Source organism: Streptomyces gamaensis, from assembly GCF_042656465.1.
Classification (GTDB): Bacteria; Actinomycetota; Actinomycetes; order Streptomycetales; family Streptomycetaceae; genus Streptomyces; species Streptomyces gamaensis.
The window spans coordinates 87,699-102,007 of record NZ_JBHSPB010000006.1 but is presented as its reverse complement, the minus strand read 5'-3'; the positions used below and the strand labels follow the sequence as shown (position 1 = coordinate 102,007).

General features: G+C 73.7%; 14 protein-coding genes. 5 read left to right on the top strand and 9 right to left on the bottom strand.

The genetic code is table 11. The annotated features are described in order from the left end of the window. Positions 1–26 precede the first annotated feature (26 nt). The 7 genes from ACFP1Z_RS11675 to ACFP1Z_RS11645 form a co-directional block, all read right to left on the bottom strand. Entirely contained in the window at positions 27–1,166 is a 1,140-nt protein-coding gene (locus ACFP1Z_RS11675) for an MFS transporter (protein ID WP_390316299.1), read from the bottom strand. Between the two features lie 83 nt (positions 1,167–1,249). Then, complete coding sequence (locus ACFP1Z_RS11670; RefSeq protein ID WP_390316008.1) at positions 1,250–1,807, bottom strand: GNAT family N-acetyltransferase; 558 nt, start codon at positions 1,805–1,807, stop codon at positions 1,250–1,252. After that, positions 1,804–3,006 carry a type III PLP-dependent enzyme gene (locus tag ACFP1Z_RS11665; RefSeq protein WP_390316006.1) on the bottom strand — a complete coding sequence of 401 codons (1,203 nt, stop codon included), beginning with the start codon at positions 3,004–3,006 and terminating at the stop codon, positions 1,804–1,806. Before ACFP1Z_RS11665 ends, ACFP1Z_RS11670 begins: the two co-directional genes overlap by 4 nt. After that, positions 3,003–4,325 carry a DUF6271 family protein gene (locus ACFP1Z_RS11660; RefSeq protein ID WP_390316005.1) on the bottom strand — a complete coding sequence of 441 codons (1,323 nt, stop codon included), beginning with the start codon at positions 4,323–4,325 and terminating at the stop codon, positions 3,003–3,005. Before ACFP1Z_RS11660 ends, ACFP1Z_RS11665 begins: the two co-directional genes overlap by 4 nt. Next, positions 4,307–5,416: a phytanoyl-CoA dioxygenase family protein gene (locus ACFP1Z_RS11655; RefSeq protein WP_390316004.1), complete on the bottom strand. Its 1,110-nt coding sequence runs from the start codon at positions 5,414–5,416 to the stop codon at positions 4,307–4,309. The genes ACFP1Z_RS11660 and ACFP1Z_RS11655 overlap by 19 nt, the downstream gene beginning before the upstream one ends. A gap of 290 nt (positions 5,417–5,706) precedes the next feature. Continuing rightward, positions 5,707–6,660: a carbohydrate kinase family protein gene (locus ACFP1Z_RS11650; RefSeq protein ID WP_390316003.1), complete on the bottom strand. Its 954-nt coding sequence runs from the start codon at positions 6,658–6,660 to the stop codon at positions 5,707–5,709. After that, positions 6,657–7,583, bottom strand: coding sequence for a pseudouridine-5'-phosphate glycosidase (locus ACFP1Z_RS11645; protein ID WP_390316002.1), 927 nt, complete (start codon positions 7,581–7,583; stop codon positions 6,657–6,659). The genes ACFP1Z_RS11650 and ACFP1Z_RS11645 overlap by 4 nt, the downstream gene beginning before the upstream one ends. 171 nt (positions 7,584–7,754) lie before the next feature. On the opposite strand from ACFP1Z_RS11645, the gene ACFP1Z_RS11640 reads away from it, so the two are divergent. The 3 genes from ACFP1Z_RS11640 (at position 7,755) to ACFP1Z_RS11630 (ending at position 11,368) form a co-directional block, all read left to right on the top strand. Continuing rightward, positions 7,755–8,918, top strand: a complete 1,164-nt coding sequence (locus ACFP1Z_RS11640; protein WP_390316001.1) for an AAA family ATPase — start codon at positions 7,755–7,757, stop codon at positions 8,916–8,918. Between the two features lie 65 nt (positions 8,919–8,983). Next, a complete protein-coding gene (locus tag ACFP1Z_RS11635; RefSeq protein ID WP_390316000.1) occupies positions 8,984–9,718 on the top strand; it encodes a class I SAM-dependent DNA methyltransferase in 735 nt (244 codons plus the stop codon). Between the two features lie 75 nt (positions 9,719–9,793). Continuing rightward, the gene (locus tag ACFP1Z_RS11630; protein WP_390315999.1) at positions 9,794–11,368 is read left to right on the top strand and encodes a TIGR03086 family metal-binding protein; all 1,575 of its coding nucleotides are present in this window, start codon (positions 9,794–9,796) and stop codon (positions 11,366–11,368) included. Between the two features lie 21 nt (positions 11,369–11,389). Here ACFP1Z_RS11630 and ACFP1Z_RS11625 read toward each other — a convergent pair whose 3' ends face one another. Beyond that, on the bottom strand, positions 11,390–12,283 hold the full coding sequence (locus ACFP1Z_RS11625; protein ID WP_390315998.1) for a LysR family transcriptional regulator: 894 nt from the start codon (positions 12,281–12,283) through the stop codon (positions 11,390–11,392). Positions 12,284–12,389: 106 nt separating this feature from the next. Here ACFP1Z_RS11625 and ACFP1Z_RS11620 point away from each other — a divergent pair, with 106 nt between their 5' ends. Both ACFP1Z_RS11620 and ACFP1Z_RS11615 read left to right on the top strand, forming a co-directional pair. After that, on the top strand, positions 12,390–12,755 hold the full coding sequence (locus tag ACFP1Z_RS11620; RefSeq protein WP_390315996.1) for a DoxX family protein: 366 nt from the start codon (positions 12,390–12,392) through the stop codon (positions 12,753–12,755). 137 nt (positions 12,756–12,892) lie between these two features. After that, a complete protein-coding gene (locus ACFP1Z_RS11615) occupies positions 12,893–13,102 on the top strand; it encodes a ferredoxin (protein WP_390316298.1) in 210 nt (69 codons plus the stop codon). A gap of 24 nt (positions 13,103–13,126) precedes the next feature. Here ACFP1Z_RS11615 and ACFP1Z_RS11610 read toward each other — a convergent pair whose 3' ends face one another. Further along, a complete protein-coding gene (locus tag ACFP1Z_RS11610) occupies positions 13,127–14,293 on the bottom strand; it encodes a VIT1/CCC1 transporter family protein (protein ID WP_390316297.1) in 1,167 nt (388 codons plus the stop codon). Between the last annotated feature and the right edge of the window lie 16 nt (positions 14,294–14,309).

Genomic DNA, 14,309 nt, shown 5'->3' with positions numbered 1-14,309 from the left:
CGCCGGGCGGCGCGCAGGCCGTACCGTCAGCCGGTCACGGCCGTCCACCGGATACGCGTACCGCACAGCGCCACGACGCAGGCCGCGCCGGCGACGACCGCCATCCCCCACGTCAGGCCGCTCGCGTTGGCCACGAAGCCGATGAGGGGCGGGCCGGCCAGCAGGCCGGTCGTGCCCATCGCGGCGACGAGTGCCAGCGCGTCCGGTCCCTGGCGTGCCGCGGCCACGTACACGCACGGGGTGACGGCCGCGATGCCCAGTCCGACGCAGGCGAAGCCGATGAGGGCCGGGGCGACGCCGCCGCTCGCGAGGGCGAGGGCCAGTCCGGTGCCGGCGAGGGCGCTGCCGAGGAGGACGACGCGCCGGTCTCCCCACCGGGCGCGCCAGTGGTCGGCGAAGAGCCGGGCCAGGACCATCATTCCCGAGACGACGGCGATGCCGAGGGGGGCGAGTTCCGCCGGCGCCCGGGCGACGTCCTTGAGGTAGAGGCTGGACCAGTCGTTCATGGCGCCCTCGGTGACGGTGCCGAAGGCCATCGCGCAGCACATCCACCATGTCGTGCGGGAGAGGGCGGTCCATCGGGTCCGGGGTTTCTTCGGCCCGGGGCCGGGTGCCGCCGGGGCGTCGTCGGGCAGCAGTCCGGTGCGGGCGTAGGCGATCAGCAGGACGAGGACGGCGGCGGCCGCGCAGAAGTGCGCCGTGACCGACGGGGTCACGGCGGTGGTGCCGGAGGCCAGGAGCGCCGCGAGGAGGGAGCCGCCGCTGAAGGTCGCGTGCAGGCGGGCCATGGCGTTGCGTCCGAACCCGGCCTCCAGGGCGGCGCCTTGGGCGTTCATCGCGGTGTTCAGGCAGCCGACGAGGACGCCGTCGACGCACACGACCAGCAGGGCAGCCGGATAGCCGGGCGCCGCCGCGAGCGCCGGGAGCAGCGCGGTCAGGCCGAGGGCCGACAGCAGGGCGAGCCGCCGCGAGCCCAGGCGCCGCATGAGGACCGCGACGAGGGGGAAGGACACGCTCGCGCCGATTCCCGCCGCCATCAGCAGCACGCCGACCTCGGCGGCGCTCAGCCCGAGGTCCGTTTTGATCGCGGGGATCCGTGCGGCCCAGGTGGCGTACTGGAATCCGAGGGAGCAGAACAGCGCGGCGACGGCCGTCTGTCCTCGCAGGAAGCCCTGCGGGAAGGGTTTTTGGCCGGTGTCCGGGCGGACAAGCTTGTCTTCGTGAGTGGATCGACCGCGGGACACGCGCATCAGCTCTTTTCGTCGTGCGGGTGCGAGCCGCGCTGGTGCGCGCCGCCGCCCCGGGCGGGCGGCAGCGCTCTGGACATGGGGACGGCGTCCGCTCCGTAGCCGTCGGGGGCGGGGCCCGGGTGGGCGGTGAAGCCGTGTCGCGCCCAGTACGTGTCGCTGCCGCCGACGGCGATCAGGGACATGCGCCGGTAGCCGTTCTCCCGCGCCGTCAGGGTGAGATGGCGCAGCAGGTGCCGCGCCAGTCCCGCGCGGCGCAGGCCCGGTGCGATGACGAGGTCGTGCAGGTGCAGGTTGCGTGAGGGAGGGACGGTGGTCTGCGGCCGCCGCAGGTCCGGGTGGTGGAACGGCGGGTACGGCAGGGCCAGTACGTAACCCGCGAGCCGGCCGCCCGCGTCGAGGACGAAGCACGTGCCCGGTGAGGCGTCCGCCCGGGACTTGAGGACGGTCCGCTCCTCCGACAGGCCGAGCGGGGTGTAGGCGCGGGACTCCAGGGCCACGATGCCGTCCCAGTCCTGCTCGGCGATGGGGCGTATGCGCAGGGGTGGTTGGCCGGTCATCGGGCCGTCTCGCTGTCGGTGCCGCCGGTGCACTCGTACGGCAGTGGTGCGAAGCCGTTGAAGCCCCGGGTGGTGTAACTGGTGGTGTACGCGCCGCAGGACAGCACCCACACCGGATCGCCCGACGCCAGGTTCTCCGGTACCCGGACCGGGGCGTGGTCCGGGGAGTGGGCGTCGTCGCTGTCGCAGGTGGGTCCGGCGACGGTGGCCGATACGTACCGGGCGTGGGGGTGGGTGGGGAAGACGAGCCGGTACTGCAACGCGTCTGTCTCGTACAGGCCGTTGAACCTGCCGCAGCTCAGGTAGAGCCAGCGCCGGTCCTCACCGTCGTGCCCCGGCCGCCGGGTGAGGCGGACGGCGTGTGCGCGTACGGCCCCGTGGTCGGCGACGAGATGGCGTCCGGGTTCCATGAGGAACGCGAGGCGGCCGCCGTGGACGCGTCGGAGGTACCGGATTCCGTCCCGGATCACGGCGAAGATCTTCTCCAGGGGCGGGTCCAGCGGTCTGCCGTGCTTGTCGAGGTAGCCGAGGGCCGGGAGGCCGCCGCCGAGGTTGATGTGGTCCAGGTGTGTTCCGCGCCGGCGCAGGGTGGTGAGGACGTCGGCGAGGGTGTCGATCGCGGCGCTCCAGGCGTCCGCCGTCATCTGCTGGGAGCCGACGTGCACGGACAGGCCCGAGGGGGTCAGTCCGCTGTCGCGGGCGGACTCCAGGACCCGTACGGCGTGGGCGGGCGGGCAGCCGAACTTGCGGCCGAGGCCCCACAGGGCTCCCTCCCCGCTGGTGGCGATCCGGCAGAAGACCCGGGCGCCGGGGGCGTGGCGCGCGATTGCGGCCACGTCCTCCAGGCTGTCGGTGGCGAAGTCCCTGACGCCCAGCCGGTGGGCCTCGGCGATGTTCCGGTCGGACTTGACGGTGTTGCCGTAGTGCATGCTGCCGACGGCTGCGCCCGCGCGGAGGGCCTGCCGCATTTCGCGGGGGCCGGCCGCGTCGATTCCGGCGCCCTTGCGGACGAGGCAGGCGAGGACCTCGTCCACCGGGCAGGCTTTCATGGCGAAACGGACGGAGACGTCGGGGAGTTCGCGGCGCAGCCGCTCGTAGCCGGTTTCGATGCCGGTCAGGTCGAAGACGATCCGGTCCTCGTCGGCGGCCGCCAGCGCCGTGAACAGGGGGGTGGTGTCGTGGGGTATCGCTGTGGTCATCGCGGCTGTCCCGGGGAGTGGTACAGGGGGGTGGTCGCGGCCGTACGGACGAGCGGCTGCCAGGCGTCGACGAGCAGGGCGAAGTGCTCGATGTCGCGCCACGCCTCCTCCAGGAGGGCCTCGCGGCGCGCCGTGAGGAGGTCGGCGAAGTCGGCGTATTTGCCGCCCAGTTTCCGGTAGGCGAGATCGAGGGTGTCCAGCCGCCGGACGTTCTCCGTGCGGTCGAGCCGCGCGCTGTCCCGGGCGAGGGCGGCGACGGCGGACGCGCGAACGCGTCCTCGTCCGTCGAGGAGGGCCTCGCCCGCCTCGGCCATCCCGTCGTAGACGAAGTGGAAGTAGAGCATCGACAGCAGGAATTTGACGAAGCGCGTCTGGTAGGCGAGGAACCCTTGGTCCGTTCTGCGTTCGCCCGTGTAGTAGTTGACGATGTTCCGGTTGTGCAGGACGCCCGGCAGGGCGGCGTCGTGGACGAGGTGGATGAGGAAGTAGTCGCTGCCGATGGTGTCGGTGGCGGGCGGCAGGGGGACCTGTTCGTGCACTCCGTGGAAGGCGATGTTGCACATGTCCACGCGCATCGGGTCGACCAGGGTCAGCGTGGCGTGGTCGCGGGTGAACGCCTCGGTGCCGGCTCCGCGGAAGGATTCCCCGACGAGGTGCCTCTTCTCCTCGTCGGGCGCCTCCAGGGGTGCCCAGAGGCCGACGACCTCGTGGTAGATCCCGGGGTCGAGGGCGAGGATCTCGCCGATGTCCACGGACAGTTCGCCGATGAAGGAGCCGCCGGCCATCGCCACGCGCCGGTCCATGAGCCGCGCGGGGAGCGCGGTCGCGGTGACCGTGGACGCGGCGTCGGCCGCGCGCCGGCCGAGCGCGAGGAGTTCGTGGTGGACGGGGAAGACGGCTTCGCCGTCGGCGGTCTGCTGGTAGCGGCTGTCGGAGTCCCTGCGGTGGACGGACTCGCAGCCCAGTGCGGCGGCGACGAGGAACGCCCGGTTGGTGCAGGCCCCGTAGGACAGGGCGTCGGGAAGCATCAGGTCCAGCAGCGTGCCGGAGGGCGTGAGTCCGGAGTGGTCGACGACCCGCTGGAGGAAGTCCCGCTGCCGCGCCTCGTCGAGGTGGTGGACGACGACCCGGGGGTGCCCGGGGAGGCGGCGCAGAGCCCGTGCGTGTTCCGTCCGGGCGGGCGCGTCGCAGGAGTCGAGGATCACCAGGTGGACCTCGATGTCGAAGTGATCGGCGGCGTGGGCCGCTTCCTCGCCGAGGGCGGTGATCGTGGCGGGGCAGGGCCGGTTGGTGGGAAGGGTCAGGCAGATTCGGCGCATGTCTCTTCCCGTATGGGCTCGTGCGGGTGCTGTGTACGCGGGTGCTGTGTGTGGCGGGACCGTGAGTGCCGGGGCCGTGTGTGCCAGGGGTTCAGGCCGAGCAGTCGGGCGCCGAGTTCGTCGAGTTCGGCCCTGTCGTAGCGCAGGGCTTCGGGTTGTCGGGCGTCCCCGAGGAGGGTCGCGTTCCAGTCCGGTGTGGTGAGCCGGTGCCAGGAGTCGATCCGTGACCGCCGTAAGGTCCGGTGTGTCTCCAGCGCGGGCATCATCGCCAGGTACTGCACGGCCCGCACTCCCTGCCGTGAGGTGTTGGGGGCCACGCCGTGGGCCAGGAGCCCGTTGAAGATCAGGAGGTCCCCGGCCCGCAGTTCCGGCCGGACGACGGGCAGGGCGCCGCGGTCGACGGCGGGACGGATCGGGTCGCGGTCGTCCGGCTGGAGGGCCTTCCAGCGGTCGAACTGCCGGAACAGCTCGGGGCAGCACTGGAATCCGCCGCATTCCGGCGCGGTGTCGTTGAGGGCGATGATTCCCTGGACCCGCTGGGGCGGTACGCCCTGCGAGGTGTCGACGTCCCAGTGGAGTTCGATGTCGAACCCCTTCTCCCGGGTACCGATCAGGGCCCGGTCGCGGTTGCCGACGTTGGGCGGGTTGAGGTTGAGCCGGTCCAGGGTCACCCACAGTTCCTCGCAGTCCCACACGTCGACGAACGCGTCGTAGACCCGCCGCGTCTGCCGGCTGTCCCACAGGAGCTGGTGGTGGTAGGCCTCCACGAAGCCGTAGATGTACAGCTCCTGTTCCAGCTCGGAGCGGAACGGGCGCTCCTGGTACCAGGTGTCCGGGCGGGCGGGGTCGAGGCCCTGGAACTCCCAGGCGAAATCGAGCAGTTCACGGGCGGATTCGGCGGGGATCGCCTGTTTCACCACGATATAGCCGTAGGTCTGCCAGAAAGCGAAGTCCTCTTCGGTCAGGACGCGCAGCGGAAGCGTTTTGCGCAGGTCCCGCAGGGGTGTTCGCGCCAGGTAGGTCTCGCCGTCCGCGCTGAAGTAGGGGACGGGCGAGGCGGCGCGATGGAGATAGGGGTCGGGTAGGGTCACAGGGCTGCTCCAGGGCTCGGTTCTCTTTCCGCTCCCGGGAGGACGCGGGTGACCGCGGTGCGTGCGGTGCTCGGGCGTCCTTGCTCCCCGGGTGCGCGGCGGCGCCGGGCGACGGGGCAGCGGGCCCGCGCCGAGTTCCCCCGGGGCTGCCTGGCTCCCCCGTCCCCCGTGGAACTCGCGCCCCACCAAAGTGGACTAGACCAACCTCCGCTGTCAACAGCGAAGTTGTGCGCGCGCCGTCCCTCTCGGTGACGGCGCGCGCGAAGAAGTCCCGCTCCGGGGCGCCCCGCTCAGGCCGGGCGGTACGGCCGTCCGCCCACCCGTCCCACCGCCTCCGCGCCCGCCCGGCACCCCCGGTACGCCGCCCCGGCCGCGTCGAGACCGGACAGCAGTGCCGCGAGGAAGGCCCCGCTGAACGCGTCGCCCGCGCCCGTGGTGTCCACGACGGAGGCGGGCCCGGCCGGCACGTGGACGACGGCAGCGCCGGAGCGGGCCACCACGGCGCCCCGCGCGCCCTGGGTGACGGCCACGAGCGGGAACAGACGGCTCAACTTCGCGGCCGCGTCGGCCGGTTCCGGCAGACCGGTGAGGAGGGCGGCCTCGTCACGGCTGGGCAGCAGGACGTCCGCGCCCGCCACGGCCGCAAGGAAGCGGTCCACCCCGAAGCCGGCGAGGAAGCCCGCCGAGGCCGGATCGACGCTCACGGGGACGCCCCGGGCCCGGGCCGCCTCCAGCGCGGTCCGGGCGGCCTCGCGGCTCGTACCGGCGAAGAAGAGGTAGCCGGACAGGTGCAGCCGGCCGACGCCGTCGAGGAGTTCATCACGCCAGTCGGCGGCAGACAGGCGTACGACCGCGCCGCTGTCGGTCAGGAACGTCCGCTCCCCGTCCGCGCCGACCAGGCACACGACTGTGCCGGTGGGGGCGTCCCGGTCGACGACCAGGTACGGGCGCACACCGGCGGCGCGCAGCGCGCGTGCGTGCCACTCGGCGGCGTCGGCGCCGACCCGGGCCAGGATCCGTACGTCGGGGGCTCCCGAACGTGCCGCCCAGCAGGCCACGTTGGCGCCCGCGCCGCCCGGGAGGGTGGAGATCCGGGCGGCCGTGTCGGTCGCGGGGGCGAGCGGGGCGCGGTGGCGGGCGACGACGTCGGTGACCACGTCGCCGACGACGAGCAGGGCGCCGCCGGAACCGCCCGTACCGCCCGTACTGCCTTGACCGCCCGTACGACCCGTGCCGCCCGTCATGAGGCGTAGGCCGCGGCGATCTCGGCGGCCAGCCGCACATTGCCCCGTACCGCCGCCACGTTGGCCTCCAGGGACGCGCCGCCGGTGTGCCGGACGAGGTGGTCGAGGAGGAAGGGGGTGACCGCCTGGCCCGTGATCCGCTCCCGCGCGCACGCCGTCAGCGCCTCGCTGAGCGCGCGGTCGTGCAGGGCCGGGTCCAGCTGCTCCGCCTCGGGCACGGGGTTGGCGACGATCAGCGCCGAGGGCGGGCCGCCGAGCGCGTCCTGGGCGCGCAGGACGTCGGCGGCCTCCGTCGCGGACCGGACCGTCCAGTCCAGGGGTTCGCCGGAACTGCTGAGGTAGAAGCCCGGGAACTCGGCGGTGCGGTAGCCCAGGACGCCCACGCCCAGGGACTCCAGGCGCTGCAGCGTGGCCGGTACGTCCAGCACCGACTTCACGCCCGCGCACACCACCGCGATCCGTTCCCGCGCCAGGAGCCGCAGGTCCGCCGACTCGTCCTGGGTCTGCGCCCACTCACGGTGGACCCCGCCGAGCCCTCCCGTCGCGAAGAGGCGGATCCCGGCCCGGGCCGCGAGGAAGGCCGTCGCGGACACGGTGGTCGCCCCGCTCGCCCGCGCCGCGACCGCCGGCGCCAGGTCCCGGTGCCCCAGTTTGCGGATGCCGTCCTCGCCCGCCACGCGCGTCAACTGCGCCTGGTCCAGCCCGATGCGGGGGCGGCCGTCCAGGACGGCGATCGTCGCGGGGACGGCGCCGGCGGTCCGTACGATCTCCTCCAGCTCCCGCGCCACGGCCAGATTCCGGGGTCTCGGCAGGCCGTGCGCGATGATCGTCGATTCGAGGGCGACCACCGGGCGGCCCGCGCCGAGCGCCGCGCGGACCTCGTCGGCGACGATCAGCGGCCGCTCACCCGACACCTGTGACATCACGGGTTCCCTTCCGTCACGCACTGCAATGCGTTGCTCACTGGATCCCTGTCGCATACAGCAGTTCCCCACGCCGAGGCGGCGGACACCTGGGAGCCGCTCCCGCCCGGTTGTCACACCCCCTCGGCACACTGGAGGGAAAGATTCCGCCGCGCTCCCCGGAAGGGCACGATGCTCACCACCCTCGCCGTCGAGAACTACCGTTCCCTGCGCCGTCTGATCCTCCCGCTGGGCCGCCTCAACGTGGTCACGGGCGCGAACGGCACGGGCAAGTCCAGCCTCTACCGCGCGCTGCGGCTGCTGGCCGACGCGGCCGACGGCGGCGCGGTCGCGGCGCTCGCGCGCGAGGGCGGGCTGCCCTCCACGCTGTGGGCGGGCAAGAAGGAAGGGACGGCCCGCGGCGTCGCGCCGACGAGCCTGCGGCTCGGCTTCGCCGGGGACGAGTTCGGTTACGCGGTCGACTTCGGGCATCCGATACCGACGGGCGCCCCGGGAGGGGCCTCCCTGTTCAACCTCGATCCGGAGATCAAGCGCGAGTGCACGTGGGCCGGCCCCGTGCTGCGTCCGGCCGCGCTGCTCTCGGACCGCTCGGGCCCGGCGGTCCGCACGCGCGCCGCCGACGGCATCTGGCACCGTTCGACGGGCACCCTCCTCCCCCACGACAGCATGATCGGCCAGTTCGCCGACCCCCAGCTGGCGCCCGATCTGCTGCGCCTGCGCGAGCACCTGCGGTCCTGGCGGTTCTACGACCACGTCCGCACCGACGCCGAAGCGCCCGCCCGCGCCGCCCGGATCGGCACGCGCACCCCGGTCCTCGCCCACGACGGAGCCGACCTCGCGGCCGCGCTCCAGACGATCCGCGAGATCGGCGACCACGAGCGGCTGGCCGCCGCCGTGGACGCGGCGTTCCCCGGCAGCGGGATCGAAGTCGTCTGCGAGGGCGGCCGGTTCGAGCTGCTGCTGCACCAGAGCGGACTGCTGCGCCCCCTGAGCGCCGCCGAGCTCTCCGACGGCACCCTGCGCTATCTGCTGTGGACGGCGGCCCTGCTCACGCCTCGCCCGCCCGCGCTGCTCGTCCTCAACGAGCCGGAGTCCAGCCTCCACCCGGAGCTGCTGCCGCCCCTGGCCGACCTCGTCCTCACCGCGGCCCGCGACACCCAGATCGTGGTGGTCACGCACGCGCCCGAGCTGGCCGAGGCCCTCGGCCGGGGCGCCCCGCGCCACCGCCTCGACGTCAACGCGGTCACGCTGGTCAAGGACGACCTCGGCCGGACGCAAGTCGCGGGGCGCGAAGGCCCGTTGGACGAGCCTGCTTGGCACTGGCCCAAGCGCTGAGAGCGCCTGTGGAGGCCATGGAAATTCGCGCGCGACGGCCCGCCCCCGAGCGGTACGGTCCCGGCATGCTCGATGACGACGGCTGGTTCGGGGAAAGCGTCGCGGCGACCTACGACGAGTCCGAGGCGGAGATGTTCCGCCCGGACGCCGTCGGTCCCGCGGTCGACGTGCTGGCCGGGCTCGCCGGGGACGGGCCCGCGCTCGAATTCGGTGTCGGCACGGGGCGGATCGCGCTGCCGCTGGCCGCGCGCGGCGTGCCGGTGCACGGGATCGACATGTCGCGGGCCATGGTGGCGCGGCTGCGCGCGAAGCCCGGCGGCGACGGCGTCGGGGTGACGATCGGCGACTTCGCGACGACCCGCGTGCCGGGGGAGTTCGCGGTCGCGTATCTCGTCTTCAACACGATCAACAACCTGACGACGCAGGACGCCCAGGTGGACTGCTTCCGCAACGCCGCGGCCCATCTGCGGCCCGGCGGACGCTTCGTGGTCGAGGTGGGGGTGCCGCAGCTGCGGCTGCTGCCGCCGGGGCAGAGCGCCGTGCCGTTCCGGATCGGCCCGGAGCAGTGGGCGTTCGACACCTACGACGTGGTCACGCAGGCGATGAGCTCGCACTACGTCACGATCGTCGACGGCCGCGCCGAGCACACGTCCACGCCGTTCCGCTACGTGTGGCCGTCCGAGCTCGACCTGATGGCACGGCTCGCGGGCCTGCGGCCGCTCGACCGGTGGGAGGGATGGTCGCGGGCCCCGTTCACCAGCGGGAGCCGCGGGCACGTCTCGGTCTGGGAGAAGCCTTGAGAGGTCGCGCGGACAGGCGTACGGACGTCGGACCTGGTTGACTCTCCCACCGTGGGAGAGTCGAAGGTGGGGTGCATGCACGTCGGCGACGCGGGTTTGTGGGGTATCGGGGAGATCGCGCGGAAGACCGGGCTGTCGGTGAAGCTCGTCCGGCACTGGTCCGACGTCGGGGTGGTGCCGCCTGCCGGGCGGACCGCCGCCGGATACCGCCTGTACGACTCCGGGTCCCTGGCCCGTCTGCAACTGGCACAGACCCTGCGGGACCTTGGGCTGGGACTGCCGCAGATCCGTGATGTCCTCGACCGCGAGCACACGCTCGCGGACGTGGCCACGGCCCATGCCGACGCGCTGGAGGCGCAGATCCGCGCGCTGCGTACGCAGCAGGCGGTGCTGCGCTCCGTCACCCGCCGTTCCACCACTGCCGAAGGACTCGCCTTCATGACCCGTACCGCCCGCCTGTCCGCCGCCGAACGGCGCGCGCTCATCCAGGAGTTCGTGACCGGGACGCTCACGGACCTGGATGTGCCGGCCTACCGCCGCGGGCTGCTGGCCGCCACCCCGGACCTGCCCGACCACCCCACCGACGAGCAGGTCGACGCCTGGATCGAGCTGAGCGAACTGGTCACGGACCCGGCCCTGCGCACCGGGATGCGGCGCATGGCCCGGTACGCCGCCGAGCACGCCCCCGGCGACCACGACGAGAGCACGCTGCGGGACGCCCAACAGCTCACCGACGACTGGACGCAGCGGGTGAACACGGCGATACAGGAAGGGATCGCCCCGGACTCCCCCGCGGCCGACCACGTGGTCGCCGCCGTCGTCACCGCCTGGATCCCCACACAGACGCGCACCCGCAACGCCGTGCACACCGACGGGGAACACGCCCGCCGCGTGCTGCTGGAACAGCTTGAGGTCGTCTGCGACGTCAAGGTCGAGCGGTACTGGCAGCTGATGTGCGTCATCAACGGCCGGCCGGTGCGGACCGGCATGGCGGCGGCCGGGGACTGGCTGAAGACCGCGCTGCGCACCAACCCCGCTCCCGGTGCCCGGGCCGAGGAGCTCGGCACCCTGTACGACACGGGGGCCGACGCGTGGCAGCCCGCGGGAGTGCTCGATGCCTGCGCCAGGGTTCTCGCCGCTGTGGACGGTCTCGTCCGATCCGTCGGTCCGGACCAGTTCGGCCTGCCGACGCCCTGCGCACAGTGGGATGTGCGCACCCTGCTCGATCATCTGGTCTGGGAGAACCTGCTGTGGGCCGGCCTGGCCGACGGCGCCCCTCGCTCCGACGTCACCGCCGACCACCTCGGCGAGGACCACGTGGCAGCGTTCCATGCCGCCGCTCAGGCTTCGCTGACCGCCTTCCGCCGCCCCGGCATGCTCGATCAGCGGTACGGGCCCGCGCCGGGCCGACGGCTCGTCGAGCAGCTGGTCATCGAGATGCTGGTGCACGGCTGGGACCTGGCCACGGCCATCGGACACCCGCGTGACCTCGTCCCGGACCTCGCCGCATCGGCCCTCCCCGTAGTACGGGAGATCTACGGCGGCCTGCCGCGGACACCGGGCGGCTCCTTCGCCCCGGCCCGGCCCGTGTCCCACGACGCGTCCGCCCTCGACCGCCTCGCCGGCTGCCTCGGCCGCACCGTCCGCTGACCCCTCAGGGGGCCGTAGGGCTCATCGGGGGACGCTGTCCACGCAGCAGCGCACGAAGTCCTGGACGACCGGGTCGGCGTCGGCGGCGGGCGCCCACGCGACGCCCACCCGGCTGGGGCTGACGCCGCTGACGGGACGGTAGGTGACGCCGGGGCGCGCGTAGTAGCGGGCGGCGGACTCGGGGGCGAGGGCGATGCCGTGGCCGTGGGCGACGGCGCTGAGCCACTCGTCGGGCTGGTCGGTGACGGCGCCGATACGGACCGGGTGTCCCTCGCGTTCGTCGGCGGCCAGCCAGTAGTCGCGCCAGGCGCCGGTCGCGGCCGGTGCCGCCACGAACGGCTCGTCCCACAGCTCCCGGAAGGCGAGGGCGGCCCGTGCGGCGAGGGGGTGTGCCGAGGGCAGCGCGACCCAGCGGGGCTCGGCGAACAACTCCCTTGTGCGCAGCGCCTCCTGCCCGGGGAAGGGCAGCCGCAGCAGGGCGACGTCCACCTCGCCTCCCACGAGCCCGGCGGTCGGGTCCGACCAGGAGGACTGCCGCATCTCGGCCCGCCGTCCCGGCCGCCGGCGGGCGAACTCCGTGACGATGGCCTGGGTCGCCTCGTTCGCGGCGCTGGCGAGGAAACCGACCCGCAGGACGCGGGACGCCCGGTCGGCCGCGCTCCTGGTCTCCCGCAGCGCCCGGTCCCACTCGGCCAGCAGTCCGGGTGCCCGCCGCGCGAGGGCCCGGCCCGCCGCGGTGGGCGTCATGCCCGCCCGGGACCGGGTGAACAGCGGCACCCCGATCCGGGCCTCCAGTTGTCTGATCTGTTTGCTCAACGCGGGCTGCGACACGAAGAGGTGCTCCGCGGCGCGCGTCAGGTTCCCCGCGTCCGCCACGGCGACGAAGGAGCGCAGCAGCCGGATGTCGACGTCCATGCCCACACGTTATGGATGCAGGTATTGGACGCCGGGGCCGGGTCCCCTTGAGGCTGGTCGCGCCGGGATGTTCTCGGGGGAACTCCCGGGGAAAGGGGAGAGCCTCATGTCCACTGCCGATCTGTCCACTGCCGGTACGGCCGTCGTGGTCCTGGCGATCGTGGCCAACGCCGCGATCGCCGTCGCGGACCTCGCCGGAGCACGCTTCGTCCTCGCCAACTCGGCCGAAGTCGGTGTTCCCCGGTCGTGGCTCCCGTGGCTCGCCGCGCTCAAGGCGGCCGGTGCCGCCGGTCTCCTGCTCGGGCTGCTCGGGGCCCCGCCGGTCGGCCTCGCGGCGGCGTCGGGGCTGGTCCTGTTCTACGTGGGCGCCGTCATGGCCCACGTCCGTGCGCGCGTCTACCACAACATCGCTTTTCCCGCAGGTTACTTGGCGCTGGCCGTGGCGGCGGCTCTCGTTCTCTCCGCAGTATGACGGGCACGCCGGGAGGGAAGGGGGAAGCAGCCGTTCGGGCGTGCGCTGCCCCGGTCGGCGCACTCCCGGCCGCGCGGCTCCCCGGCAGGGGGTAGGACGGAGGCGGGGGACGGCAGGACAGGAGGAGAGAGAGCGTGATGCGGGTCGTCGTCGATCTCAATCGCTGCCAGGGCTACGCGCAGTGCGCGTTCCTCGCCCCCGAGGTGTTCGAACTGCACGGCGAGGAGGCCCTGATGTACGCGCCGGCCGTCCCCGAGGAGCAGCGTGAGCGTGTGCTGCGGGCGGTGGCGGCCTGCCCCGTGCAGGCCATTCTCGCGGGGGAACGGGCGGGCGACGGGGAGCGGTGACCGTACGGTCGGCCGGTCACCGGCTCACGCCGCCCCGGTCCCGATCGCGTGCCCGATCCCGAAGACGGCGGCCGCGGCGCCCGCGCCGACCAGGAACTGGCGGGCGCCGGAGCGCAGCGGCGAGCGGCCGTTGAGCAGGCCGAGGACGGCGCCGACGGTGAACAGCGCGGCGGCGGCCAGGGCGACGGCGGTGACGAGGGCCGCCGTGCCGGAGCCGAACAGGTAGGGCAGGACGACGACCACGGCGCCGGCCGCGAAGGCGAAGAGGCTGGAGACGGCCGCCGACCACGGCGAGCCGAGTTCGCCCGGGTCGAGCCCGAGTTCCTCGCGGGCCATGGTGTCCAGGGCCGCGCGGTCGTCCTTCATGATGGTCCTCGCGACGCGTTCCGCCTCGGTGCGGTCCAGGCCCTTCGCCCGGTAGATCAGGGCGAGTTCCTCGGCCTCCGCCTCGGGGTCCTCCCGCAGTTCGTCGGCCTCCAGCGCGATCTCCCGCTCGTAGGCCTCGCGTTGGCTGCGCATGGAGATGTACTCGCCGGCGGCCATCGAGAACGCTCCGGCCAGCAGTCCGGCCACTCCGGCGAACAGGATGGTGGTGGCGGCGGCCCCGGATCCGGCGAATCCCATGACGAGCGCGGAGTTGGAGACCAGGCCGTCGTTGACGCCGAAGACGGCGGCCCGCAGGGCGCCGGAGCGGTCGCCGCGGTGCCGGCGTTCGCGGCGGGCGATGCCCCGCCCGCCCTCGTCGGGCCCGGCGGCCGTCTGCCCGCGCAGCCGGGTCAGGACGCGGGCGTGCGAGCGTTCGTCGACGGCCATGCCCGGCGCGGCGTCCGGGTCGTCCTCGTACATGCCGGCGTCGGCGTGCTCGGCGCGCTCCACCATCGGCAGCACCGCGTCCACGGAGAACCGGCGTGCCAGCCAGCACAGCACCCGGGCCCGGAGCCCGGGGCTCCCCGGCTCGGGGACGTCCTCGCCGAGGGCGGTGAGCTTGTCCGCCCAGTGCCGGGCGTGCCGCTCCTCGACGGCGGACAGCTCCAGGAAGACCCGCTGCCGCTCCCCCGTGGCGCCGGCGGCCAGCCCCCGGTACAGGGCCGCGCTGCGCCGCTCGGCCTCCAGCACGGCCCGGAACCGGGCGGCCGTCCGCCGGTCCGCGGGGGTGGCGGAGGCGCGGGGTCCGGGGTTCTCGGCGTTCATGGGCACATCACCCACC